Origin of the sequence: Phytobacter sp. RSE-02, from assembly GCF_040578655.1 — a bacterium.
GTDB classification, from domain to species: domain Bacteria; phylum Pseudomonadota; class Gammaproteobacteria; order Enterobacterales; family Enterobacteriaceae; genus Phytobacter; species Phytobacter diazotrophicus.
Window position 1 is genome coordinate 290,185 of record NZ_JBEULY010000001.1, and the last position, 22,175, is coordinate 312,359.

25 protein-coding genes are annotated in these 22,175 nt (G+C 37.3%); 13 read left to right on the forward strand and 12 right to left on the reverse strand.

Going from position 1 to position 22,175, the window contains the following annotated elements; translation table 11 throughout:
* From ABU190_RS01200 to ABU190_RS01210, 3 genes are all read left to right on the forward strand, one after another.
* On the forward strand, positions 1 to 1,590 hold the full coding sequence (locus ABU190_RS01200) for a hypothetical protein (RefSeq protein ID WP_354690154.1): 1,590 nt from the start codon (positions 1 to 3) through the stop codon (positions 1,588 to 1,590).
* A gap of 8 nt (positions 1,591 to 1,598) precedes the next feature.
* Positions 1,599 to 1,991: a hypothetical protein gene (locus ABU190_RS01205; protein ID WP_354690155.1), complete on the forward strand. Its 393-nt coding sequence runs from the start codon at positions 1,599 to 1,601 to the stop codon at positions 1,989 to 1,991.
* Between the two features lie 98 nt (positions 1,992 to 2,089).
* Positions 2,090 to 2,518: a hypothetical protein gene (locus ABU190_RS01210; protein ID WP_354690156.1), complete on the forward strand. Its 429-nt coding sequence runs from the start codon at positions 2,090 to 2,092 to the stop codon at positions 2,516 to 2,518.
* A gap of 3 nt (positions 2,519 to 2,521) precedes the next feature.
* Here ABU190_RS01210 and ABU190_RS01215 read toward each other — a convergent pair whose 3' ends face one another.
* From ABU190_RS01215 to ABU190_RS01235, 5 genes are all read right to left on the reverse strand, one after another.
* Positions 2,522 to 2,803, reverse strand: coding sequence for a hypothetical protein (locus tag ABU190_RS01215; RefSeq protein ID WP_354690157.1), 282 nt, complete (start codon positions 2,801 to 2,803; stop codon positions 2,522 to 2,524).
* A 46-nt stretch (positions 2,804 to 2,849) separates the two neighbouring features.
* Positions 2,850 to 3,188, reverse strand: coding sequence for a hypothetical protein (locus ABU190_RS01220; RefSeq protein ID WP_354690158.1), 339 nt, complete (start codon positions 3,186 to 3,188; stop codon positions 2,850 to 2,852).
* Positions 3,189 to 3,210: 22 nt separating this feature from the next.
* Positions 3,211 to 3,597, reverse strand: coding sequence for an outer membrane protein assembly factor BamE (gene bamE / locus ABU190_RS01225; RefSeq protein ID WP_354690159.1), 387 nt, complete (start codon positions 3,595 to 3,597; stop codon positions 3,211 to 3,213).
* 262 nt (positions 3,598 to 3,859) lie between these two features.
* Positions 3,860 to 5,089, reverse strand: coding sequence for a relaxase/mobilization nuclease domain-containing protein (locus tag ABU190_RS01230; RefSeq protein WP_354690160.1), 1,230 nt, complete (start codon positions 5,087 to 5,089; stop codon positions 3,860 to 3,862).
* Complete coding sequence (locus tag ABU190_RS01235; RefSeq protein WP_354690161.1) at positions 5,058 to 5,498, reverse strand: hypothetical protein; 441 nt, start codon at positions 5,496 to 5,498, stop codon at positions 5,058 to 5,060. Before ABU190_RS01235 ends, ABU190_RS01230 begins: the two co-directional genes overlap by 32 nt.
* A 229-nt stretch (positions 5,499 to 5,727) precedes the next feature.
* On the opposite strand from ABU190_RS01235, the gene ABU190_RS01240 reads away from it, so the two are divergent.
* From ABU190_RS01240 to ABU190_RS01250, 3 genes are all read left to right on the forward strand, one after another.
* A complete protein-coding gene (locus tag ABU190_RS01240; protein ID WP_354690162.1) occupies positions 5,728 to 6,036 on the forward strand; it encodes a hypothetical protein in 309 nt (102 codons plus the stop codon).
* Positions 6,037 to 6,205: 169 nt separating this feature from the next.
* On the forward strand, positions 6,206 to 6,469 hold the full coding sequence (locus tag ABU190_RS01245) for a hypothetical protein (protein ID WP_354690163.1): 264 nt from the start codon (positions 6,206 to 6,208) through the stop codon (positions 6,467 to 6,469).
* A gap of 307 nt (positions 6,470 to 6,776) precedes the next feature.
* The gene (locus ABU190_RS01250) at positions 6,777 to 7,742 is read left to right on the forward strand and encodes a toll/interleukin-1 receptor domain-containing protein (RefSeq protein ID WP_354690164.1); all 966 of its coding nucleotides are present in this window, start codon (positions 6,777 to 6,779) and stop codon (positions 7,740 to 7,742) included.
* A 69-nt stretch (positions 7,743 to 7,811) separates the two neighbouring features.
* Here the strand turns inward: ABU190_RS01250 and ABU190_RS01255 are convergent, their stop codons facing one another.
* The 6 genes from ABU190_RS01255 to ABU190_RS01280 all read right to left on the reverse strand — a co-directional run bounded on the left by ABU190_RS01255 (position 7,812) and on the right by ABU190_RS01280 (position 14,286).
* On the reverse strand, positions 7,812 to 8,516 hold the full coding sequence (locus ABU190_RS01255) for a class I SAM-dependent methyltransferase (RefSeq protein ID WP_354690165.1): 705 nt from the start codon (positions 8,514 to 8,516) through the stop codon (positions 7,812 to 7,814).
* A gap of 256 nt (positions 8,517 to 8,772) precedes the next feature.
* A complete protein-coding gene (locus ABU190_RS01260) occupies positions 8,773 to 10,104 on the reverse strand; it encodes a PIN domain-containing protein (protein WP_354690166.1) in 1,332 nt (443 codons plus the stop codon).
* Between the two features lie 52 nt (positions 10,105 to 10,156).
* A complete protein-coding gene (locus ABU190_RS01265; RefSeq protein WP_354690167.1) occupies positions 10,157 to 10,873 on the reverse strand; it encodes a hypothetical protein in 717 nt (238 codons plus the stop codon).
* A 64-nt stretch (positions 10,874 to 10,937) separates the two neighbouring features.
* Positions 10,938 to 11,330, reverse strand: a complete 393-nt coding sequence (locus ABU190_RS01270) for a hypothetical protein (protein ID WP_354690168.1) — start codon at positions 11,328 to 11,330, stop codon at positions 10,938 to 10,940.
* Positions 11,331 to 11,386: 56 nt separating this feature from the next.
* Positions 11,387 to 13,102 (reverse strand): anti-phage-associated helicase HerA, encoded by a 1,716-nt coding sequence (herA, locus tag ABU190_RS01275; protein WP_354690169.1) that lies wholly within the window; start codon positions 13,100 to 13,102, stop codon positions 11,387 to 11,389.
* Positions 13,102 to 14,286, reverse strand: a complete 1,185-nt coding sequence (locus tag ABU190_RS01280) for a DUF4297 family anti-phage-associated protein (protein ID WP_354690170.1) — start codon at positions 14,284 to 14,286, stop codon at positions 13,102 to 13,104. Before ABU190_RS01280 ends, herA begins: the two co-directional genes overlap by 1 nt.
* Before the next feature lie 467 nt (positions 14,287 to 14,753).
* Here ABU190_RS01280 and hxsD point away from each other — a divergent pair, with 467 nt between their 5' ends.
* The 5 genes from hxsD to ABU190_RS01305 are packed head-to-tail and all read left to right on the forward strand — an operon-like array spanning position 14,754 to position 19,742.
* A complete protein-coding gene (gene hxsD, locus ABU190_RS01285) occupies positions 14,754 to 15,026 on the forward strand; it encodes a His-Xaa-Ser system protein HxsD (protein ID WP_354690171.1) in 273 nt (90 codons plus the stop codon).
* Positions 15,026 to 16,414 carry a His-Xaa-Ser system radical SAM maturase HxsB gene (hxsB, locus tag ABU190_RS01290; protein WP_354690172.1) on the forward strand — a complete coding sequence of 463 codons (1,389 nt, stop codon included), beginning with the start codon at positions 15,026 to 15,028 and terminating at the stop codon, positions 16,412 to 16,414. The genes hxsD and hxsB overlap by 1 nt, the downstream gene beginning before the upstream one ends.
* Positions 16,407 to 17,519 carry a His-Xaa-Ser system radical SAM maturase HxsC gene (gene hxsC / locus ABU190_RS01295; protein ID WP_354690173.1) on the forward strand — a complete coding sequence of 371 codons (1,113 nt, stop codon included), beginning with the start codon at positions 16,407 to 16,409 and terminating at the stop codon, positions 17,517 to 17,519. The genes hxsB and hxsC overlap by 8 nt, the downstream gene beginning before the upstream one ends.
* A complete protein-coding gene (gene hxsA, locus ABU190_RS01300) occupies positions 17,516 to 18,121 on the forward strand; it encodes a His-Xaa-Ser repeat protein HxsA (protein WP_354690174.1) in 606 nt (201 codons plus the stop codon). Before hxsC ends, hxsA begins: the two co-directional genes overlap by 4 nt.
* A 22-nt stretch (positions 18,122 to 18,143) precedes the next feature.
* Positions 18,144 to 19,742 (forward strand): TIGR04141 family sporadically distributed protein, encoded by a 1,599-nt coding sequence (locus tag ABU190_RS01305; protein WP_354690175.1) that lies wholly within the window; start codon positions 18,144 to 18,146, stop codon positions 19,740 to 19,742.
* Between the two features lie 430 nt (positions 19,743 to 20,172).
* Here the strand turns inward: ABU190_RS01305 and ABU190_RS01310 are convergent, their stop codons facing one another.
* The gene (locus tag ABU190_RS01310) at positions 20,173 to 20,586 is read right to left on the reverse strand and encodes an H-NS family nucleoid-associated regulatory protein (RefSeq protein ID WP_354690176.1); all 414 of its coding nucleotides are present in this window, start codon (positions 20,584 to 20,586) and stop codon (positions 20,173 to 20,175) included.
* Positions 20,587 to 20,877: 291 nt separating this feature from the next.
* Here ABU190_RS01310 and ABU190_RS01315 point away from each other — a divergent pair, with 291 nt between their 5' ends.
* Together ABU190_RS01315 and ABU190_RS01320 are read left to right on the forward strand one after the other, a co-directional pair.
* The gene (locus tag ABU190_RS01315; RefSeq protein ID WP_354690177.1) at positions 20,878 to 21,822 is read left to right on the forward strand and encodes a hypothetical protein; all 945 of its coding nucleotides are present in this window, start codon (positions 20,878 to 20,880) and stop codon (positions 21,820 to 21,822) included.
* Positions 21,819 to 22,097: a hypothetical protein gene (locus ABU190_RS01320; protein WP_354690178.1), complete on the forward strand. Its 279-nt coding sequence runs from the start codon at positions 21,819 to 21,821 to the stop codon at positions 22,095 to 22,097. Before ABU190_RS01315 ends, ABU190_RS01320 begins: the two co-directional genes overlap by 4 nt.
* Positions 22,098 to 22,175 lie beyond the last annotated feature (78 nt).

Here is a 22,175-nt window from a genome sequence, read left to right on the forward strand (position 1 = left end):
ATGAAAGAAAATTTATATTTAGTGACGAATCATGAGGGGGTTCATGAAAGGTTGGAAGAGTTTATTCTTGAAGGGAAGAATATATTTAAAGGCTGCAACATGCCATTTAAATGGGGAGATACAACATGGTGTGGATTCGGAGTGTTTAAACGTATATCTGAAAAATCAATGAGTGAGATAGGTTCGAGAGGAATGGATTCGAAATTTAGTAATTTTGCAAAGTCTTTGATAATACATCGTCATATTCTAAATCCTTTAAAATCATATTCAGGGTTAATGGCAGCATTACGTCTTATTGAATACTCATTAATAAACAAACATGGGAAGGTAGATATTAGTGCTATTGACGAAACAGTTTTTGACTTTGCTTTAAGAAAAGCAAAAGGTTTATATAAACCTACAACTCTATTCAATTTATCAACACAGTTTGAGCAACTGCTTGGAATTCTTGTTAAGAATAGATTATTAAAAAAATTTTATGTAAGCTGGAAAAACCCTTGTAAATTACCGTCCCCTGATCTTTATGAAAATTTCCGAGACTTGGTTAACACTGGCGGGAAGTTATCTGGATTGAAATCAATTGAGGCTCTGGCTTCAATTTTCGCAAAAGAGGACAGTGAACTGAGTGATCAGGATCTGTTAACAACTTCTGTATTTGCGTTACTCATGTGCGCACCTTCTCGCATTACGGAGATTTTATCTCTTCCATGCGACTGTGAGTATCATGCTATAGATCAGAAAGGAATTGAGAGAGTAGGCCTTCGATTTTTCTCATTGAAAGGTTATGGAGCAAATATTAAATGGATCCCTACCATTATGATTCCAGTCGCTAAAAAAGCGATCACTCGTCTCAATAATCTTTCTCAAAGTGCAAGAATATTGGCAGAAGATATTGAACAAAAAAATCATTATGGCATAAGTGGATATGATTTTTTTAGATTACCTTCGGGATTGAAAATTGAGTGCAAAAAAGCTTTATGTCTACAAAAGAGAAAAAGATTATCAAAGAATAAACGTAAAGAGGTGAGGGTTTTAAGTGCAAGTAGTTTTATTAAAGATATATCACATTATAACCCACATAATATTTTTGCGAGACATGGTTTTCTGGATGATAAAAACAACCCATTATTTGTAAACACTCACATGGCTCGGCATTTATTGAATACAATTGCCTACCTTGGAGGTATGACTGATTTTGATATAGCTCGCTGGTCCGGTAGAAAAAACATTTCCCAAAACCGCCATTACAACCACGTATCTCGTGAGCATGTTATCGACTTTATGCGGTGCTTACCTGATAGAAATAAATATCTTGAAGAACCAGTTGAGGAAGTCAGTGTTGATCGTGTCACCGAACCTGATTTCAGTCAATGTCATGGAGCATTTATGATTATGGACAATGGTTTTTGTGAACAAGATTATGCGATTGCTCCATGCAAAAAATATCCGGGGTTTGATATGAATAATGAACAGTTAAAAGAAAAATTTGAATTATTAATAAAAACATCCGATAAAGATAGCAATGCTGGAGTTTATGGTGCAGACAAATGGGCGAACAAAGACTTAATATTTAAAACAAGATTACAATAGGGGGTAAAATGGCAAGAAGACTTACGAATAGTGATATTAAAAAAATAATCGAATCAATAAATTCATGGCCATCTCAAAACAAATTAACATGGGAGGGATTATGTGATCATGTCTCTAAAAAGATTGGAAAACGTCCTACAAGACAATCATTATACATGCATAAAGATATCGTTGATGCTTATGAAGAAAAAAAAGGCACAGTTAAGATGAAATCTAAATGTCAGGTGCGTCCAGCAAATCTTAAAGTAGCTGCTGAGAGAATTGAACGACTCGTAACAAAAATAGAAGAGCATGCAAAAACAATAAATAACCAACAAGAATATATTTCTAAACTTCTGGTTTTTTGTTCAAGATATAATATCAGAGAGAGTGACTTAAAATTCGAGTTAGAGTTATTGTAATAATAAATTTAATAGGTTTTGCCTATTGACTAGTATTCAAGGTGTGTTACATCTATATTGTCAGGAAGACAAAATTCAATTTTGCAAGGATGCAATTTATGAAAAAGAACTATACGCAGCTCTCACAAGAAGAGAAGTTTATTCTTGTTATTGATAAATTTATAAACAATATGAAAAGCAATGATTTTAGCGACGTCGATATCTCGTACCATACTTATCTGTTTTGCGCCGGGTATCATGTCAAACACTATAGTCATTTGCCATCGAACACCTGCTGTCGAAATATAGATGGTGTTGTAAATATGCTTTACGATATACTTAGTTTTTTTGATGAAAGCATAGACCTGCGACTCTCTAACAAAAAGAATATGCTTTTCTTTTTAAGCGAAGTTGTTGATTTGATTAGTTGCAATAAAGAATATACTGAGATGCGTTATCTCGAAATTAAAGCAGCTTATGAAAAATCGTTACTGAGGAATGGAGCAAAACCTCGTAAGATATCTCCCACGAGGTCTACCAGGCTATGAGTACTAGAAGAACGTCCTTGACAGGAGGCTAAACCAGTCACCTATATTAAAAAAGAAAACGAATACTGTTCCGAACCAGATGATAAACGCAACTATTGCAAAAAAGTTCTCGAAAAAATTAGGGGCTAATTTTCTACGTTCTTCATCATTCCAGACTGTGTCACTTGCAAACTTATCCATTTCACCGATACAACGGATATATTTAAACATGCCATAGGAAACGGCTGCATTGATGATTAAAATCAGCGTGTATTTGTGAAGAAGAAAATTAATCAACGTACTCATTTTTAACCTTCTCAGCCAAGTTAATGAAGTGTGATTTTTTTCTAAATCAGTTTGCTGTTTTCCAGCCCGTGTCAGTTTTAATGAAAATAAAATCAGAGATACCTTTCTTGTTCCCTACTAACGGCAAAGTCATATCAAAATCAACTTTACACTTATAACTTCCGTCGCTTGATTTGTCTTCGCAAGACACTTTTTTTGCTGAGTTCAGCTTTACAAGCATACGCTCAGAAGTATTTGAACCTGATAATGCTTTTGTTTCAGAGTTCATTTGGTCAATTGACTGCTGCATTGCATTTGTTACGTCTTCCTGGGAAGGCTCACTATCGCAACCTGTAAGAAGGAAAGATACCGACAGGAGACTGGCTAAGCAGATTAACTTTTTCATTGTTTGAATCCTTTACAGTTGATTAACGTATTATCCCTGTTTTGACTGCATTGTCCCCGGATGAGAAAGACCATTTATCGACAGTGTTGTTTTTAAATGTGATCTGCAATGTTTTTGACTGGTTATCGCTTCCTCCTGTGAACAGGCCAACCACAGGAATGAAGCTTGTCGCATTCATTTGGCTGTTATGCATCACATATGACCAGGTCTCATTACCGTCTTCTTGCGTTGATCGCGAGTAGGGGGCTCCAAAATGAGATTGAACGTCTTCTTTGGTGGTTTTCCCTTTGACTAACTTTGACTTAATGCTTTCTTGGCTTTCTGATTTTAACGTTTGGTTCCCTGAGTTGACGCAACCAGACAGAACAAGGCTGCCTGAGATAAGAGCAAGAGCAATGGTTCTTCTCATTTTTGTTATTCCTTTATATATCTTTAGAAAAATCAAAGGGCTATGGAGCCAATTACTGACCTCTTTCTTGATGGCTTTTTAAGCAAACTCAAATCACTTGTACCGATCGATGAAGTTTATTTGATAGTTATTACCTATCATAATTTAATAATCGATCTGTTTAACCGATCGATTTATAAAGTAATTATTTCAAATGAAAGGGTGCGCGAGCGTAACCCATTGAACCTAATCAGACTAAACTCAACTTTTGATAACGGGTTTCTTACATGCGAATCTTGATTGGTTTTATGGGGGCTGGTTTTGCGGGAAATCTATCAAAATTTTTGAAACTTAGTATTTTAGGTAATCTGAGTAAAATGGTGTAGATGACCCTGAATGGCTTAAAAGTGAAGATGAAACGGTGAAACTGTTTAGAGGGAATGGTTCGTTCATAATGCTGTGAAGCTGAGCTTCCCTTGAAACCTTGTATCTGTTGTTCAGCTTTAAAGGACTGAATTTTTCGTGACAGAGCTTCTATTGCTTCCCCTATGCTGACTTCTTCATTGTTTGGTTGCTGGCCATTTTTTTTATCAGGGATGAGAACTGGCAGATCAGCTGGATTCATTGCCAACTGCATAAATGCATCTACTCCTGGCAATTGCTTCTCAGAGAACGCGTTTGATTTCAGCGCCAGTAGATAATCATTATCTCGTTCAGGCTGATAGCTGAGCTTCTCTTGCAGGTTCTTCCAGCCGTATCCTTTCCCCAGTTGTGATGCTTTGAAAGCTATCCCAGCGTATTCGAACGAAAAACCATTCATCCGGCCATTAGATGCAATATTGGGTAGGGCGCTAATACCTTTCTTAGTCAACAAGCTGACAAACTTCCTAACGTCATCTGCTTCTGATAAAGCGGTATCTACCGCGCTTCTGACTCTTTCCTTTGGAACTGGCGAACCCTGGCGTTCTTGCATCTTCTGTTCATTGCGGGAAAGCTTAGGTTTGTGCTGTTTGCCTAGAACGGATTGTGAGAGGTTGATCCCCACACCCTTGGTTCGGGTTAAGCCATGAACAATTTCGAGTTCATTGATAATCCGGGTGCTGATGAGATTCTCATTCCTTCCTAAGTAAAGCTTCCCACCGGCTATGTCGATCCTGCTGGCAATGATATGGATATGCTGGCCGGCCATGTCGTCGTGCAGCACATAGCAGCGTAGGTGAGTGTCGCTGAATCCCATGCGTCTCATATAGTCGTCGGCAAACGTAACCCACTGCTCCTTGCTGAGTGATTCACCAACTGGTAGACGAAGCGAATTGTGCCATACAGGTTTCTGAACATCTTGGCGAAGCTGTTTGCTGGTATCGAATTCAGCGATCAGTTCAATCGCTGAATCACCCAACATGTTTCCGCCAATAACAACAGGAACGCTTTTATGGTGGATCCCTGGCTTTAATGCATACAGGACAACCCCAGCGAAATTTTTACCTCTCCGAATCTTCTGCATACCCTTCATCGGGTTTGCTCCACACGTCAGCTGAGATAAGGTTCTGGCGAAGCTCTATGATTTGTCTTCTGACTGCAAAAAGCTCTGTGTTCGTAAGCTGGCTGTCTTTGCTCTTGCTATCAATATGCAGAGCAATACGGTTCAGCTTCTGGTTAATCTCGCCCAACGTCTTCCATGCACTTAGGTTTATCGGGGGCACAATCGTTGGCAGCTTCTGTAACGAAGCCATACGTAACCATTCGCCTTTTGCGCAATCTCCTCTCAATGTGTTTAGCTTGCTCAATTCTGCATTGTTAAGACGAACACTGACGCAGTGGGTTCTCAGAGAATCAGGAACAATATTAGTCAGGTTTGAAGATTTCTTTATTACGGAGGGAACGCTTTTTACAATCCGAGGCATTGATGGGTTTATTTCCATATAAACTCCTTTTTCTAAATTTATCGCACAATCCTTATGCTAATTATTATTCATACGATGTTTATTTTTAAATGTCAATGCGATGAAGTTTTTTTTGGGAGTGTTTGTTTATCTAAAAATAAGTTTCTTCAGAATCTTGTTATTTAATTAAATTAGGCTGGTATAAATTTGACAATTGTAAAGAATAGGGTTAATAGGTGTAAGGAAAAAATAAATTTTGGAGGTGGTTATGGATACTAGTTATTTTAAGGCGAAAACAGATAGTGATACTCAGTTATTGAAGCAAATTATAGAAGATGGAACGCAGAATATATTAGAAAAAGGGGGCGAGATAAAAGATGGGAAAAGATATATAGATTATTTAACACTTGATGATCAAATCATTGATGAAGTTAATGATGGTGTCTATGAAGCTTGTGATTTCTTCTTTACAAGATGCGAAGCTGATTATAATGTAATAGAACGTTGCCTACTGTCTTCTATTGTTAATCAAACATTGTTAAAACATTTAGGGTGCCACCTGGGGATGATTAAATAAGTGAGTTAAAGAAACTGAACGATACAGTCCAGAGTCAGTGAAACCTAATGGCACTAAATTCTGAAAGAAATGCCATTTATTGTTAACCATTATCTGGCATTAATAATCGGTTGGTTTTATTTTTGTTATTTATTATCTATCCAATAGTCGGAACGAGGAGTCGATCACTATGAGTAAGCTATTGAGCTTTGTTTTACTTGTAACGGTGACCATTTCTGCTTACAGCTATGCCGGACAGGGAGGTGTTGGTGGCAAAGGAGGTGCTTCACCCAACCAGAACGGTGGTGACGGCCTTCCAGGAAAAAATGGACAGCCCGCAATAAACGGTTGTCCTGGTGGAACATCCCCATCGTCAGATGGAAAGTACTATCTACCTGGAACAAAAGAACAATGTAATCCTGCTTACAAAAAGTATAATCATGTAATTAATTGAATTATAGATGTTTTTTTACCTTTTTCTTTATTCCTCGATAACCGTCACTGTCGGCTTTGTGCCAACAGCGGACATTCGTATGCGCGACAATTTTGACTTTTCTAAGTAAAACTGGACATCCTACGTACTATGGAGGCCTCTAAAGAATAATCATTTTAAAACCTGTTAACATTTGGTAATGTGTATTCTATAGCTATCATTATTTCATATCTCCACCACGGTTCTGAGATAGGAAAGTTGATATGGATGTCCTAATGATGACGACACCAATGGTGCTCTATTTGTTGCTGATAAAAGTTGAGTTCTCATGACTAATGTATTTATATCCTATGCAAGAGAAGATGTTTCAATTGCGAGAAAACTAACCGAAGAACTTAATCGATATGACTATAATGTCTTTTTGGACCAACAATCGATTCAGCTTGGGTCTCATTGGCAAGCGGATATACTAAAGCATTTAAAAAATGCAGATGTATTTATCGCACTTGTTACTGAACATAGCGATAAGTCTTACTATTTTAATATAGAGGTTACTGGTGCTATATCCTATGTAGCTCATAGCAATCGGGATAAGCTTATTTTGCCAGTGGTACTGGATAAAGAAGCACTTAATGATAGTGATCTTGGGGCGTTCCAGGCATTATTCGCACGTTCTGATGATATGACATACCTCGTCAATGAAGTTGTAAATGCTATCAGTCGCTTCGAAGGAGCCCGAATAGCTCAGGAAGAGATAAAAGAAATTCGAGCAAAAGTTCTTAAAGATGAATCAGCTGATTACATAAGTGAAACAATTGACGATCTTAAGGCTCGCGAAAAAAATGGTCGTCAATTATCTTCAAGATGGCATCTTGCTGGATATGGGGCATTAGTAGCTTCTGTCATTTTCGTATTAATTCTTTGGTTTTTATCTGAGCGTTCATTTGTACAATCACCTTTTGATACTACTAGATTGATTTTCGATGCTATTAAAGGCGTGACAGTTGTAGCGTTACTTTTGGGTTTGGCAAGGTATTCATTTTTAATGGCAAAAACGCATCAATTAGAAGCTTTGAAGAATGCCGATCGTCTGCACGCAATTTCTTTCGGGAAGTTCTATATGCGCGTTTTTTCTACGCAAATATCTCAATCTGAATTAAAAGAAGTATTCCAACATTGGAATACTTCAGGGGCGTCAGATTTGTCGCATCTTGATGTAGATAAAATTGATTCACGATTTATTGAACTCTTTGGTAAAATCTCTGAAAGATTTGATATTAAAAATAAATCTTAACTAAGGATTCTGCTTATCAGGACTGGTAATCAAGTTAAGTCCGCTCCTCGCTCTAAGCGGACATTGCACTCAACCGCTCAGTGCCTGTTGCGAATCACCTGGTGATGAGTTCACTGAACATACCAGTGTGGCATGATCCCACCATGCGTTGTTATTAACTCTTACAGCAAGTACGTTAAATTGGGCTTCCTGTATCTCATCTTTTAAAACCGATAGCGGTTTCATAGTACGCCAGGGTTGACCTTCTTTCAGTAAATGATATCTGACCGGGTCATAAGTGCTAATGTCTGCTGAATAACCGGGGGTTCCGCACATAGAACTGATCACAAGCCGTCCTCCGGGTTTGAGCAATCTCTTCACCTCAGAAAAAAAGAGAGTCCGGTCATCATCTATCAGGCAATGCAGACAACTTCCGTCAATAATCAGGTCAAACGTTGAGTCCTCACATTGATCGAGGTGGCAAACATTTCCGACAAAAAATTGTGCAGAGAGGCCAGCTTGCTGAAAACGCTTCTCTGCCCACCTGATAGCGGTTTCAGATATATCCACACCCCACACTGAATATCCTCGTTCAGAAAGGGACTGTGCTGCCATCGCTCCGTTACCACATCCCATTTCAAGCACTGGCGCACCTAATACGGGTAAATAGTGATGTTGGTAGAGCCAATGAAAGATTTTCTCCTGCTGCTTTTTCGCCCTGGTATAACCTTTGCCAGACCAGGCGGCAGCTCCACTAGCTATCAATTTCCTGTATTGTTTTTCGTAGGGATTCATATTGAAAACGCCTTTCCGCAACAATCTCGTTTTATTTTATACATCGTTTGTCGAGAAATAAAGCTTATGGGAATGGATAAACGCAATATAGCTTGCTCCTAGCGCATAACAACCCTAAAAATATATTCTACGCCCAGGTTAAACTTATTTTTTATTAAAAATTATTGCTGATGTTTTCTTTTTCAATCGAAGAGCAGGAAAACAAGGAAACTAAGAGAAGCTCCGCTTCTCTTAGTTAGCCCTTGCTTGTATGCAATTAAGGGCAAAATACAAATGATCCGCATGGGGAAATTGTATATTCAAAGGCTACAAAATCATTTTCATCTTTACGAGTATCATCTTTAATTTCTAAAATACGAACAGCTAAAATATCGCCATTTTCATTCTTATAAAGAAAAACTTCTCCTTTCTGAATTTTATAGTAGTTTGATGTGCTATCATAGTTATCAAAAAGTAATATCTCATTAGGTGTAGAGTTCTTGACTCGTGCAATCTGATATGAACCATTGGAATCATAGACGTAAATGCGTTCATCGCTTGCCTTACCAAACTTAACTTTGAATGATATACCATTATCGGTTAATACTATTTCACCATTGTTTGTTGAGTAATCGAACCCATCCTTTCTGACTGAACTGCTTTTAGAATATATCTTGTTCAAGATGGTGTTTGATTTTTTATTATCATTAGATTCTGCTCTTTTTACTTCTTTAATAATATCTTCTGAGATATTATATTCTGTAAGTAATTCATCAAATTTAATCAATCTCAAAGTTTGATTAGCACACTCTCGTCTGAATTCGTCAATTAATTCAGGGCGAACAAATATTGCTTCTCTTTCGCCTCTTATAAACCAATCACTCTTTTGGTCACCAGTTACAAATATTACATTTTTGTTCTTTTCTTTCCCTGCGTGTATTAATGTCTTCCATATTAAAAAATCACCGATACCTGTATCATCCTTTCCTCCATCCTTATACCCTGGAGGCGATTTCATTAGCCTTCTGCACTCCCATTCTTTAATTGCATCCTGTTCTTCGCTTGGGTAAGGAAGGATGTTACTTTTATCAAATACTTTTTTGTAAATCGCAGTAATAGGATCATTTCCTTTCCATGATTTTATGTCATTTATCATAGCAGTAAAGGTTTTTTTATATTCTACGGCTAACTCATTAATTTTTTGTGATAATATTTCTAATCTATTGAATTGACTCATATCTTGAAGTGTTTTGGATAGTCCAATATCAGGAAGAGAAATTCTCGATTTTTTGTCATTAAGTGCCTTTATAAAGTCAGATATTTTACCATCCCTATTTCTGATAAATTCCCTAGCTACTCTTTCAGGAATGAAAATACGATTCTCATTCTTTAATCGCATCATTAAATCTTCAATTATTTTGATATCCTTTTTACCCAATTGATCTGCAACATAGGGTAGCAAAAGAACATTTGTATCTAAAATTATTATCGTGTTGGCATCTTGACTTGATAAATGTGGATAGCTTGAAAATATATTGTCAATGACGGGGAACTGTCTCTCTAAGGTAAAAATAATGTCAGTTTCTTTATCAGTGATTTTCTTATTCATGCAGTCTCCTTTTTAATAATTAACGGGGGTTATGATATCAATCAGTAGTAAATTATAAATTATTTAAAGAGATTATTCTCTGTAAACTTCCCATAGTATGTATCTCATAGAGTTTTTGCTCAGCTCTTTTGAAGTGAAATCTTGTTTGAGATGATTTATTACCTAATAAATTATTCAAGACGATAAGTGTTTTCTTTAATTCTTCAAGATTCTGATATGGATCATAATTGAATTCAACTTTACTTGGAAAGATGATGTTAAACCTATGCTTAAATAGTGATTCTAATCCATTATGACTATTCAGGTAAATTTTGTGGATAATAATATCCTTTGTTGATATTTTATTTAGACTATTCATTATCATACTTGGGTATTTTGCAAATAACTCATATGACAAGAATGATAAACCTGTGTTATCTGTTAAATTAAAATCAATGTCAGAGTTTAAGATTTCTTCTAAAATTTGTTTAGGATGATCATAAAACAAAAGATTCTTGCCATACTTATCCACTGAATTAATATCTGATCCATGTCTTATTAGTAATTCGAATGCTTTAAAATAATGACAATGAAATAATGGTGTCTTACCTTCATTATCCTTTTGATTTATATTTAAACCTAAGCTCAATAGTTTCTCAAGTAAGTCATCTCGCCATGTATATGGATGAAACAATAAGTTTTTATTTTCATTATTAATAAATAAGAAATTATTTTCACATTTTTCCAGTTCTTCCAAAAAACTATATATTGATGGTGATAAGTTAAACATAATTGACTCCATTTGTATTAAAATATAGATTTAATATAAATACAGAAGAAGTCAATTAGTATGTTTAAGATTTATGTTTTGATATGTTATGTGTGTTATTCTCCATGTTTTTCAATTCGGGACTATTTTTTGACATATTTTCAAAGAGAACACTTGCGTTAGGTATTATTCTTGATATATCAGTTTGTTGAATTTTAGAAATAAGTACACTTTCTATTGTCTCAATCTGATCAGATGTTAATGTTTGATATAGGCCTAACTGTTTGACTGTATCATCATTTTTAATATTTAATTTTTCTAATTTTTCTATAATACTCTTAAAATGATTTATTAAGAAAGTCCATGCTTCATTATAAGTCAATGTCTTTCCAACAACCGTCCCATGATTGTCAATTAGCTGATACCCAGTAACATTTCCATTAGTATCTGTTATTTCTTGTATTCTCAGGTTTATCATAATACATCTCTTGACGTTAAATTAAGTAAGTGTAAGCGACTAAGAATTCTTAATTCTTAATTCTTACTCCATTGTTCTATGATTTCATCAAACTGGGTATCGACCCAAATCTTTCGCCATTCATCAAGGTATTTTATATCAATTGACGATGGTGGAGTTGTACACTGTTCTATCTTGACAATAGATGGGATTGAGATAGAGTCTCCCATAATTAAGGCCTCACCTTCTTTAAGAGATGGCAATAAGTTAGTTATATCGCCCACTGTATCTGGTAGTAATCGCTTCACGTAATTTTGATCGTCAGGGTTCGTTAATCTCATAGAGATAAAAGTATTACATTGTGAGAATATTGTTTCTGATATCTCTGACGGCCTTTGACTTGCTAGAAGCAGTGTTACACCATATTTCCTCCCTTCCTTTGCAATTCTTTCTATTGCTTCTTTGGATGTTCTATATTTACTCAGGTCACTTTTAGGGGCATATTTATGTGCCTCTTCATACACAATTAAAATTGGGATGTCTTGTCCTTGACCTAATTTTCTTTTATGTTTTTTTGAATGATAGCCAAACTCGAAGATCAATCTCGAAATTAATGATACACAAATACTAAGGACTTCAAATGGAACACCGCTGACATCAAGTATTGTAATATTTGATTTGTTTTTTCCATAACTGATTAATGTCTCTAACGTTCCTTTAAATGTTGCCGACTTGCTTTCTTCGCCAAGAATGAAATCTAATCGTTTATCGAATATTTTACTTTGTAGCCTATCAACAAAATTTAGCAGTTTTCCATTCAGGGCACCGGCTGAACTTCCACCAGGGGTTAAATTCTCTTGGAACAACCTATGTGCAGTTTGATTGTCGAACTTGAAATTTCCTTCCTTATCTGTCCACTCATGTTCATTGTCTTTATTTTTTCTTTCATTGTTTCTGTTATTAATGTAGTTTATAACTTCATTTATATCGAAATAATATGGTGAGTGGAAGCTTATTATCTCCTTATCTTCTGGGGCTCCTTGGAAATATTTCTTTTTATTTAAGGTTATAGCCTGACGGAAAACATTTCTCTGATTGTGATCATTTGCTTCTGTATCAAGAAAAAGTTCTTCTAACTCGTCGCCATTTAATAGCCAATATGGAAGAGTTAGTGTATCCACATTCAATACATTTGAATTAGGGAATGCGTTTTCATATTCAGAATGTATATCAAAAATAATTATATGAGAATTGTTTAATCCTTTATAACCCTCTTGCTTTTCATCTACGGCTTTTTGAAGTATTTTGGCAACAGTGTGGGATTTACCTGACCCCGTTGAACCTACGATAGCGATATGTTTATTGAAAAATCTATTCCCATTCACTGGTACGGTTACTTTGGTATTAAGCGATAAGCTTGAAAAAGTAAAGCGATCATTTATGTCTATACTATCTGAGTATATGGATATTATTTCGTCTAATTTCGCTGGTTCCACTTTTTTAGGAGGAAGTGCGAGTGAATCTCCACCGCGATAGAATTTCCCATTTTTAACAAGACCTATTGGGCTTGCTTCTATCATGTATTTCTGCTTTTGGCTTTCTTTAACTTCAATAGAAAAATTATCTATGATCGCCAAAAGAGCAACGTCTTGATTATCTGAAACCCTTAAATAAGATCCTACACCTAATTTTTCTTCTGCTATCTTAAACTCTTCAAGATCGTCTACGGAAATTTTTAATTTATTTGGTGATACTGATACTACTTCTGCATTAATATCATTATTCCTGCTCATTACACTATCTCCTTGATGTCGGCAAAGTCTTTAACTTGTATGTTTACCTGGGGTAGTTGGGATGGGATATCAAGGCAGTTTTCCGTATAAAACTGGTAAACTTCTTTTCTTATATTAATACTGTTCAGTATCTCATTGAAATCATCTATGTCGTTGATAAATTGGAAGTGGATTTCTTTATTTGAAAAGCCTTCGACTAACATTTTTGGAGTAAATACACTTCCTTTAAAAGGGTACCCATCAGCGAAAATTAGATCTTCATTGAATAACTGATTCTTTAATTCGTATAACTTAGCATCGCTGATGCCATGAACAAGTAAAAAAGGAGAATATGGTCGATCTGTTCTTTTAGATAAATTGGACCAATTTAATTGTATTTTATATATACAGTCTTTAACTGTTTTTATATCAGTTTTGTCTTGGAATTCTAAGATGAAAAAACGAGCATAAGGTGAGGTGTTTACACTTCTGTGTATGAAAGATTCTTTTATTTTTCTTAAATATTCTTTTCTTCCTTCATATTGATAAAACCATATGTTAAATAAGACTTTTGATTTGTTGATACTTTCAACAAAATCAGATTTTTTTATCCTTCTATCTTTTTTATTACAAGAGATATCATATGTTTTTCTGAAAGCATTAGAATAAAGATAATGCTCTGCCTCATAATCTTCACATTGAAAATGGTTTTTTATTATTTGTATGGTTTGTTTTTTTTGATCATCAAATGATTTTGCATTGATATTTATAACTAACCGATCCAAAAAGGCTTGTAGGTCCTCTTCGGTAAGCCCATTTTCTATATGGTATTCATGTTTGATTTTTTTTTCAGTGTAGGTGAGGAAATTAGATTTGAAAAAGTCAACTTTCAATGGGAGTGTTAATTTTTCTTGACCGGATTTATAATGCCCAAAAAGATAATAATTAGCCCCTTTTTCTTTGTTGTCCTTAAAGTGTGACAACATTAATCTTATGGGCTTTGATATAACGGAGTGGTTATAATCGGTGCTTTCATAATATTTGCATTGTATCGCAGTTAAATGCCCATCGTTGTAGACATCAATATCTTCAATGCACTCTATATCAATCGAGTCATCCATTTGTGGTAACGAAAAAATCTCAATAATCGTTTTGTCAACCTGATAGCAATACCCACGAATTGTATCAACTGCACTTCTGTCCACTTTGTTATCCTTTTTTAGGTAAGGTGTTGAAAGTTTATAAAAATATGCTGTGTTAATAACAATGCAATTATTGCATAGCTTTATGATTCTGCCACAAAGACAAGCCATTGACATGCACAAAGAACCAAAAACATTGCATTTCAATGCTAATTATTAAGATGTTAATAATATGATGGTGTTAATAATCTTTAAATTTCTTGCCTGAAATCTCAAAAAGTAGCTTATGTGTAACCTATGTTTATATGGCTGTTTTTAATTTTCAATATAATCAGTTGGATATGTTATATTTTTCAATACTGCTGCATCATGTAGGTCAACCGCCTAACTGAGGTGTTCCCCCTTTCATTTCTGATTTTGTCATAGTTAGTAACACTTTCGCCAAAAATGTTGTAACATCTCATCAATAAGAAAAATCTGCATTCAAATACATTTCTGGTCGTGATTATTACTTTTAGAAGGTAATCGCAATGTGGGAAAGGACACTTCAAAAAGATCAATTTTCTGAATGGGTTATCCGCAATACCCTGTATTGGATGACTCCATTCACACAATGGAAACTCGAAGAGAATATATCCTCCTGGATCATCTTCTTCGAAACAAATAGCACGGATTGCGAATTTGAATTCGAAAGGCTGTTAAACGATTACAAGCTGCGTGAGAAACTTCACCACCAAACCGGGCAATTGCGCGATGCAATAGTTAGTAAGGTTCTTCACAGCATTGATGGAAGGCTTTCATAATGAAACTGATGCCTTTCAATTTTGACAGGCTGACTGACGGGCAGGTGTTCATCAGCAATCTGGCTGGTTTCCATCATTTCTTGAATGAGCAGGAATTAGTTGACCTGGCGAACGGGTATGTCAGGAGAGAGCAGTCTTTACCACTCGAACGTAAACTCTTCCTTAGTGAGGATGAAAGCACCTCAGTTATTCCCCACGCATTCAGTTCTGCTTTCGCAAAACGACTAATGAACGAACTGGCTGTCAGGCCAATTTTCATGATTGTGCCTACATTGCGCTGTGACCATACCTGTAAGTATTGCCAGGTCAGCCGTGCCTCGGTGGAGGCTTCGGGTTTCGATCTGGATCCTGAACTGATACCTGAAATAGTAGCCACTATCAAAAAGCTCTCTTCCCCCCCATACAAGATTGAGATACAGGGAGGAGAACCATTACTGCGGTTCGATTTGATCCAGGCAATTTATGGGCAGTGCGTTGAAACATTAGGAAGCACCGAGTTTGAAATGGTGATTGCTTCAAGCCTCTCTGTTCTCGATGAGGGGATGCTTGAATGGTCGAGAGAGAGAAATGTTACTTTCTCTGTTTCTCTCGATGGTGAAGAAGTCATTCATAACAGCAATCGTATCCTTGGGAAGGAGCTTGCCCACAGCAGAACGGTTTCTGGCATAGAGGCAATCAAACGTCATTTAGGTTCTGGTCGTGTGGCGACAGTTACTACGGTTACAAGAGATTTAATAAGAAATCCAGCCTCTATTGTCAAAGCTCACCTCGCACTGGGTCTGACGGATATGTTTATCCGACCAGTCAGTCCGTATGGATTTGCTCAAAAAGCATCGTTCACTTTCTCTATGGAGGAATACTTCAACTTTTACGCTGCTTTAATGGATGAAATCCTCAGACTTAACAACGAAGGGATAAGGGTTGTCGAGCATTCAGCTTCCATTCATATCAAAAGAGTTTTCAACCCAGGTTTTAGTGGCTATGCCGACCTGAAATCGCCAAGTGGTGTTGTGCTCAACAGCATCCTCTTTAATTATGATGGCCGCGTTTACGGAAGTGATGAAAGCCGGATGTTGCAGAAGGTAAACCCTGATACTGAGTTTAGTGCTGGGGAGGTTAAAACCTTATCGTTTGCTGAGAGCCCTTACTATAACGCTGTGCTAAGCTCCTCATTCAATTTTGCTCTACCGGGTTGCGACACTTGTGCATATCAACCGTTCTGTGGTGCAGATCCGTGCCAGAACATCAGTGTCCAGGGGGAACCTGTTGGGGACAGAAGCCGCTCAACATTTTGTCAGTATCATAAGGGAATGTTCAGGTATTTAATGAACAGCATTTCCGAAGGTGGTCCCAAAGCCGAGATGCTTAAAGGGTGGGCTTATGTCTGAGGTTATCAGGAACGATATCTTCCGCTTTACGTCCACGAAAAGCGTACCTATGGGCTTCTACCGGCTGTGCAAAGAGAAGCCAGTGAATCCTCAGTTCTGGTTGCCCAATTTACTTGTTACCGCTGACCAACCCGCTAATGCTGTCCAGCCTTATTTTGAGTCTTATGTAGTCAGCAGACAATTGTACGAGTCTATTGAAGATGGCGACGTCGGTATAATTAACAATGGCAATATGATGCGGGTTCTCCTGTCCAGAAGAGCGAATCATAACACTGTCCTGGTCACTGAACGTTGCAACAATAAATGCCTATTTTGTTCCCAGCCGCCCAAAGCAGCAAATGATGACTGGTTGTTGATGCAGTCAGCTCTGGCAATCGCCGCATTCGATTTCGAAGGGGTTATTGGAGTAAGTGGGGGAGAGCCTTTACTCTATGGAGAAGAGTTCCTCACGTTCCTGGATTTTGTAGCTGAAAACGCTCCGCAAACGTCATTACATGTGCTCACAAATGGTAGAGGTTTTTCTGACACTAGATTTTCAAAAAGTGTTAAGGAGCGCACAAAAAATATGAAAATCACGTTCGGGATACCTCTGTACTCGTCTCATGCTTCAATACATGATCAGCTGGTTGGTAGTCTGGGAGCTTTTAATGATACCGTTGCAGGGATAATTAATGCGGGTAATCTTGGGATTAACATTGAGCTTAGATTTATCCCTACGAGATTGAATATCAACGAACTACCAGAACTTGTTGAATTCACCAGCCGGGTTTTTTCAAATGTTAATCAAATTTCCATAATGGGACTTGAATCTACTGGTTGGGCCAGAAAAAACTGGGAACATATATCTATCGATAACTACAAAGATACTGAAATATTCAATTCGGCTGATAGGATATCTCAACTTTCGGGTGTCCCTTTGACTTTTTTTAATTATCCACTTTGCCAGTTACCGAAAAATTTATGGTCCTTTGCAGTCCAGTCAATCTCTGACTGGAAAAACTACTATCCAGAAGAGTGTTATGAATGCACCATGAAAACATCATGTGCAGGGTATTTCAGCTCTTCAAAAGGAAAATTTCATCAAACACCGAGGCCAATCCTGTGAAAAGATTGAAACTTGCGTCATTGTTACCTGGCTTTCTTGCTCTAAACAACTCTGTCTGGGCGAGTGATTCTGCTACTGCAATCGATGATCTCCGGGCTAATCCTTTGAATGACCACGATCTTGTTCTGGCTCCATTGAACACTGATGTTCCGTTTTATATCGCTGGTCACCGTAGCCATAGTTCGCACCGTAGCCATAGCTCTCATAGGTCTTCATCCGGTGGTGGGTATTATGGTGGGAGCTCTACACCTTACTACCCGAAATCCTATGATTCTTCTACTTCTGGAAGTGACGCAGGATCTGCACCTTCAACTTCAACCAGGTCATTGTCTTCCGGCTCAACGGGTTCTACATCCTCGGCAACCCCGCGAGCACCAGTTGGTAATTTATCTGCTGATTCAGAAAAGAGAAGAAGACTGATCATGCGAGTTCAGTTTGCGCTTTTTGATAAGGGATACTATGACGGCATCATTGATGGCGTTATGGGGCCAGCAACACGTACAGCTATCAAAAAATATCGTCAAGCAAATGGATTACCTTTGCCTGCAACAGAAACATTAGATACACAACTCCTCAATTCATTGAGCATCCTGGCAAGGTAAGTGGTGCTATTAAGGGAGCGTTATGAAACTTCGCCTTTCTGTTTATTTAGCAAAAAAGACTGCAACAGCGGTTGATCAGTTACTCAACCTTGAAAGAGTTAAACCTCCCGTAGAAATACCCTTAGAGGATGCCAGGGCATATTTGTTTATTAAACAAGATTCGGAGCCACAAATACCAGAATGGGCAACGTTATTCTTTGTTGCCAAGCCCGATCTCGATGTGGACATCTTTGGACGAAACAGTAGCACTGGTGCCGTATTATTGATTGATTATCAGAAGGAGCGATTTGTTATTCCATTCGGCACTGGTTATCATTTGATAAATGATAATTATATAGTAAAAGAGTTTGGCCTTAAGACAACTTTAAATGCAATAGCCCAAAATAAGATAAGAAGTCTGGATAAGGGCAATCACAATGAGATGAATTTGTTAACAAGAAGCCAGAGCACTAAAGAAGTAACTATACAAAATTTAAAAATAGACTCAGAGCTTGATATATTAACTACGCTTACTGGAATGTGCACGGAGAATTTATTGGGCGATAAAGTAACGGGGAGAGATGCTCTTGTTATTACGCCAGAAATTTGTTTCAAGGACATAACCTATCTTTTAGATAAAATTATTGAGGTTTATCGAAGGCCGCTTCCAGGTGAGTTTGAATGGATTAACAATATAAAACAAGCGGATGATGATGAAATCGATATACTTGACCTTGAATTAATAGATGCGATTAATTCTGGTGATACTATTGATATAGTTCTAGGGGAGCCTGAAATTGTTGATTGGGAACGGCAGAGAGGCTATTGCTTTGAGCGAAGAAGTAATAGTCCTATATATTCGGTAATTGCTCTTGAACATTTCATTAAGCATTGCAAACTCAAGAAGATCGACATAAATATAGATGTTCTTAAAAATAAATGCATATACACCCTAGATGATCAGAATGAAAGCATTAACTCCTGGTCAATTTATCGCTGTTTGTATGCAGAAATAAAAAACGGCGATAGGAGTTATATTCTTAGAAATGGGGTTTGGTATTGCGCGGATCGAGACTTCTTACTTTTAGTAGACAATGCAATCAATCAAATTAGCATATATGAAGATCAGACATCTCTTCCTTTGTATTCTTTTGAATATGAAGAAGATTATATCAGGGATGTCTGTAAAAAAGACTCTTCATTCACTTTGATGGATAAAAATATGATACAGCATGGTGGCGGGCATAGCAGAGTCGAGTTTTGTGACATCATAAAAGATGATGATACTTTCATACATATCAAATATTACTCTGGCTCTCAGAGTATGAGTCATCTCTTTTCTCAGGGTTTTATCAGTGCGGAATTATTTGTTGGTGATAAAGAGTTTCGCAAGAAGCTTCATGATAAACTTCCAAAATTTTTTAAAAGTGAGTATGAATCAAGGCCTAATACGAATGATTATAAAATCGTATTTGCTATAGCATCAAATAATGATTTACCTAAAAGCTTACCAATTTTTTCAAAAATAAATTTAAAAAACTTTCACAGGCAATTAACAAATCTTGGATATAATGTGAGCATATGTCGGATTCCAATTGATGACATCATTCTCAAAAAGAAAATTTACAGATCAAAAAAATGATAAATTGGAATTTATTTTTCTCAATTGGCTGTGGTCAATTAAGAGTGACTAAAAATTCTATAGCGAATAAATTTTAATTCATTAAATAACTCTTCTATTTGTTTAAATGTTTTTGACTTTTAATTATTTTTTCAGATCTAGACTTGACAGTTAAAAATAATATTATAATGTTGTTAATATCAAGACTGAAATTATTATGTATATCTGCACAATACCGATGTCAAGAAGTAGAAGTAAGTATCCTGCACCACGTGCAGTTAAGAAGTAGAAGTATGTATCCTGCACTACGTGCAGTTAAGAAGTAGAAGTATGTATCCTGCACCACGTGCAGTTAAGAAATAGAAGTATGTATCCTGTACTAAGTACAGAAATGGAAGGGCTACTTTTTAAATAAAAGCAGCCCTTCGACTTCGACTATCTCATTATTATTTTATTTAATCTCGAAATCTTCCAGCCTTTTACCTTCTTCTAGAGCCTTAGCAATAGCTCTTGGCGTTCTGCCTTGGCCGGTCCAGGTCTTCTCGCTACCATCTTCGTCCACATATTTGTATTTAGCTGGACGAGGTGCTCTCTGAGTTTTGGTTTTCGCTTTGCCTTGTCCAGCCTTGATAGTAGAGATCAGCTCACTAGGATCAATGCCTTCTTCGAGGAGCTTGGCCCGGAACGCTTCAAGCTTCGCCTGTTTTTCCTCAATCTCTTTGCGCTGAGAAGCTTCTTCTTCGCGTCGTTCTTCGACAACAATCGTTAATTTTTCCAGAATCTCTTCAAGCGCTTCTACTGGCAGCTCACGAGCCTGGGCACGAAGGATACGGATGTTGTTCAGGTTCTTTAAATCTTCGCTCATTTAATACTCTCCTTGGTGTTTATCAAATCGTTTCGCATAAGTCCCCACAATGTACGAAACGAGAAATCATGTCTTGTCTGATAATAGTTAACAATTTGATTATTACCGCTAAGTGCATAATGCACAACCATTGGCAGAATAAAATAGCGTAGCCATTGTAATTTTTCTCTGAACCTCAATGTGAATTTCATTCTCGTACAGAATGAAACGAATCAAAATCAGATAAAATCCTAAGACCTTACTTTCTTCCAGTCTTATAATCGATTGCATTGCTTACCATGAGGAATATCAATGGACGTTATCCGGATGGATTTGCAGTCAAAATTGCAGGTAGTTCTTACCAAAGCAGCCTCCCTGTTACCATCTGATGTCGGGGAACAGCTTCTGGCTATGATCACTCCACAGGCGCTGGCTACAATGGCTGGCGTTGTCGTGATATGGGCTGGTGCTCACTTCTTTGGTATTGGCGAGATCGCTGATGTCATACTGCTGGTAGTAGGGTGGGTTGCGATAGGCGGTGTTGCTTTTGAAGCCGGGAAAAAGCTGTATTACTTTGCTATCAAAACTAACAATGCCAGAACAGAAGCAGACCTGGATGCTGCTGCTAAAGATCTGGCAGAAGCTATCACCCTAATCGGTGTTAATACTGTCCTGATACTGCTGTTCAGAAAGAAACCCGGTGATACTTTTAAAAAACCTCTAAGGGGTGTCGTGATGCCCCGTTACAGTGGTGAGATTGCTTCGCGTATGAATCTACCCAGGAATGGTGGCTGGCGTTATACGCCAAAAATAAAAATCACCAAATACAAGGATGTCATACAGGGGGCAACAAAGCCCTGGGGAGATGCGGTGGTTGGCCGTAACTTCTATCCGGGAGCTATGTCAAAAGATGAAGCCTACCTTAAAATGCTCACCACGCTTTACCACGAGCAAGTTCATATGGCGATTGCCCCTAAGTTTTATCTGCTGCGTGAGTTACGGGTCTTTATGAGACAATCTGCTTATTCAAAGTCTTATATATTACGCTATCTTGAAGAAGCCCTGGCCGAAACTATTGGTTTGCTAAGAGCAAGGGGAATGAGTGCGGAATATATTGTTCAGGGTTTTAAATTTCCCTTGGGGAATACCTATGAGATAACTTTTTCCCTCCTACGACAGGAAGCCGCAGGTATGCTCTTGGGGCCAGTGACGGTCGGGGGAGTTATGTATAGTGTCTGGTATGGAGCTCAGCAATGATTACGCAGGAGAAAGCAATACAGATAGCAAAGGATTATGCTGAAGAAAGCGGGCGTGGCTGGGACGAACGTTACCAGCAAGCCAACCCTATGACCATAGATGGTGAACCTGTCTGGATGATTTCTACCTCTGATATTGAATATTCAGACGAACTTCCTTGGATGACGACGCATATGCCAAACCCATCTTACTATTATATCAGTATGGTTGATGCAAAGTGTATTGCTGTTGGAACAAGACTAAATGAATTTATGCGAATAATTAAAGACCAGTAATCTGTTGTCAAAAGTTGTGTGTTTTTGTGGTGCTAAATAAAATAGCACCACCTAATTTTATCATGTTTTGATCTGACG

Coding starts and splice junctions, on each gene's coding strand:
- ABU190_RS01200 (WP_354690154.1), top strand. CDS start 1: ATGAAAGAAAATTTATATTTAGTGACGAATCATGAGGGGGTTCATGAA.
- ABU190_RS01205 (WP_354690155.1), top strand. CDS start 1,599: ATGGCAAGAAGACTTACGAATAGTGATATTAAAAAAATAATCGAATCA.
- ABU190_RS01210 (WP_354690156.1), top strand. CDS start 2,090: ATGAAAAAGAACTATACGCAGCTCTCACAAGAAGAGAAGTTTATTCTT.
- ABU190_RS01215 (WP_354690157.1), bottom strand. CDS start 2,803: ATGAGTACGTTGATTAATTTTCTTCTTCACAAATACACGCTGATTTTA.
- ABU190_RS01220 (WP_354690158.1), bottom strand. CDS start 3,188: ATGAAAAAGTTAATCTGCTTAGCCAGTCTCCTGTCGGTATCTTTCCTT.
- bamE (WP_354690159.1), bottom strand. CDS start 3,597: ATGAGAAGAACCATTGCTCTTGCTCTTATCTCAGGCAGCCTTGTTCTG.
- ABU190_RS01230 (WP_354690160.1), bottom strand. CDS start 5,089: ATGAAGGGTATGCAGAAGATTCGGAGAGGTAAAAATTTCGCTGGGGTT.
- ABU190_RS01235 (WP_354690161.1), bottom strand. CDS start 5,498: ATGGAAATAAACCCATCAATGCCTCGGATTGTAAAAAGCGTTCCCTCC.
- ABU190_RS01240 (WP_354690162.1), top strand. CDS start 5,728: ATGGATACTAGTTATTTTAAGGCGAAAACAGATAGTGATACTCAGTTA.
- ABU190_RS01245 (WP_354690163.1), top strand. CDS start 6,206: ATGAGTAAGCTATTGAGCTTTGTTTTACTTGTAACGGTGACCATTTCT.
- ABU190_RS01250 (WP_354690164.1), top strand. CDS start 6,777: ATGACTAATGTATTTATATCCTATGCAAGAGAAGATGTTTCAATTGCG.
- ABU190_RS01255 (WP_354690165.1), bottom strand. CDS start 8,516: ATGAATCCCTACGAAAAACAATACAGGAAATTGATAGCTAGTGGAGCT.
- ABU190_RS01260 (WP_354690166.1), bottom strand. CDS start 10,104: ATGAATAAGAAAATCACTGATAAAGAAACTGACATTATTTTTACCTTA.
- ABU190_RS01265 (WP_354690167.1), bottom strand. CDS start 10,873: ATGTTTAACTTATCACCATCAATATATAGTTTTTTGGAAGAACTGGAA.
- ABU190_RS01270 (WP_354690168.1), bottom strand. CDS start 11,330: ATGATAAACCTGAGAATACAAGAAATAACAGATACTAATGGAAATGTT.
- herA (WP_354690169.1), bottom strand. CDS start 13,102: ATGAGCAGGAATAATGATATTAATGCAGAAGTAGTATCAGTATCACCA.
- hxsD (WP_354690171.1), top strand. CDS start 14,754: ATGTGGGAAAGGACACTTCAAAAAGATCAATTTTCTGAATGGGTTATC.
- hxsB (WP_354690172.1), top strand. CDS start 15,026: ATGAAACTGATGCCTTTCAATTTTGACAGGCTGACTGACGGGCAGGTG.
- hxsC (WP_354690173.1), top strand. CDS start 16,407: ATGTCTGAGGTTATCAGGAACGATATCTTCCGCTTTACGTCCACGAAA.
- ABU190_RS01305 (WP_354690175.1), top strand. CDS start 18,144: ATGAAACTTCGCCTTTCTGTTTATTTAGCAAAAAAGACTGCAACAGCG.
- ABU190_RS01310 (WP_354690176.1), bottom strand. CDS start 20,586: ATGAGCGAAGATTTAAAGAACCTGAACAACATCCGTATCCTTCGTGCC.
- ABU190_RS01315 (WP_354690177.1), top strand. CDS start 20,878: ATGGACGTTATCCGGATGGATTTGCAGTCAAAATTGCAGGTAGTTCTT.
- ABU190_RS01320 (WP_354690178.1), top strand. CDS start 21,819: ATGATTACGCAGGAGAAAGCAATACAGATAGCAAAGGATTATGCTGAA.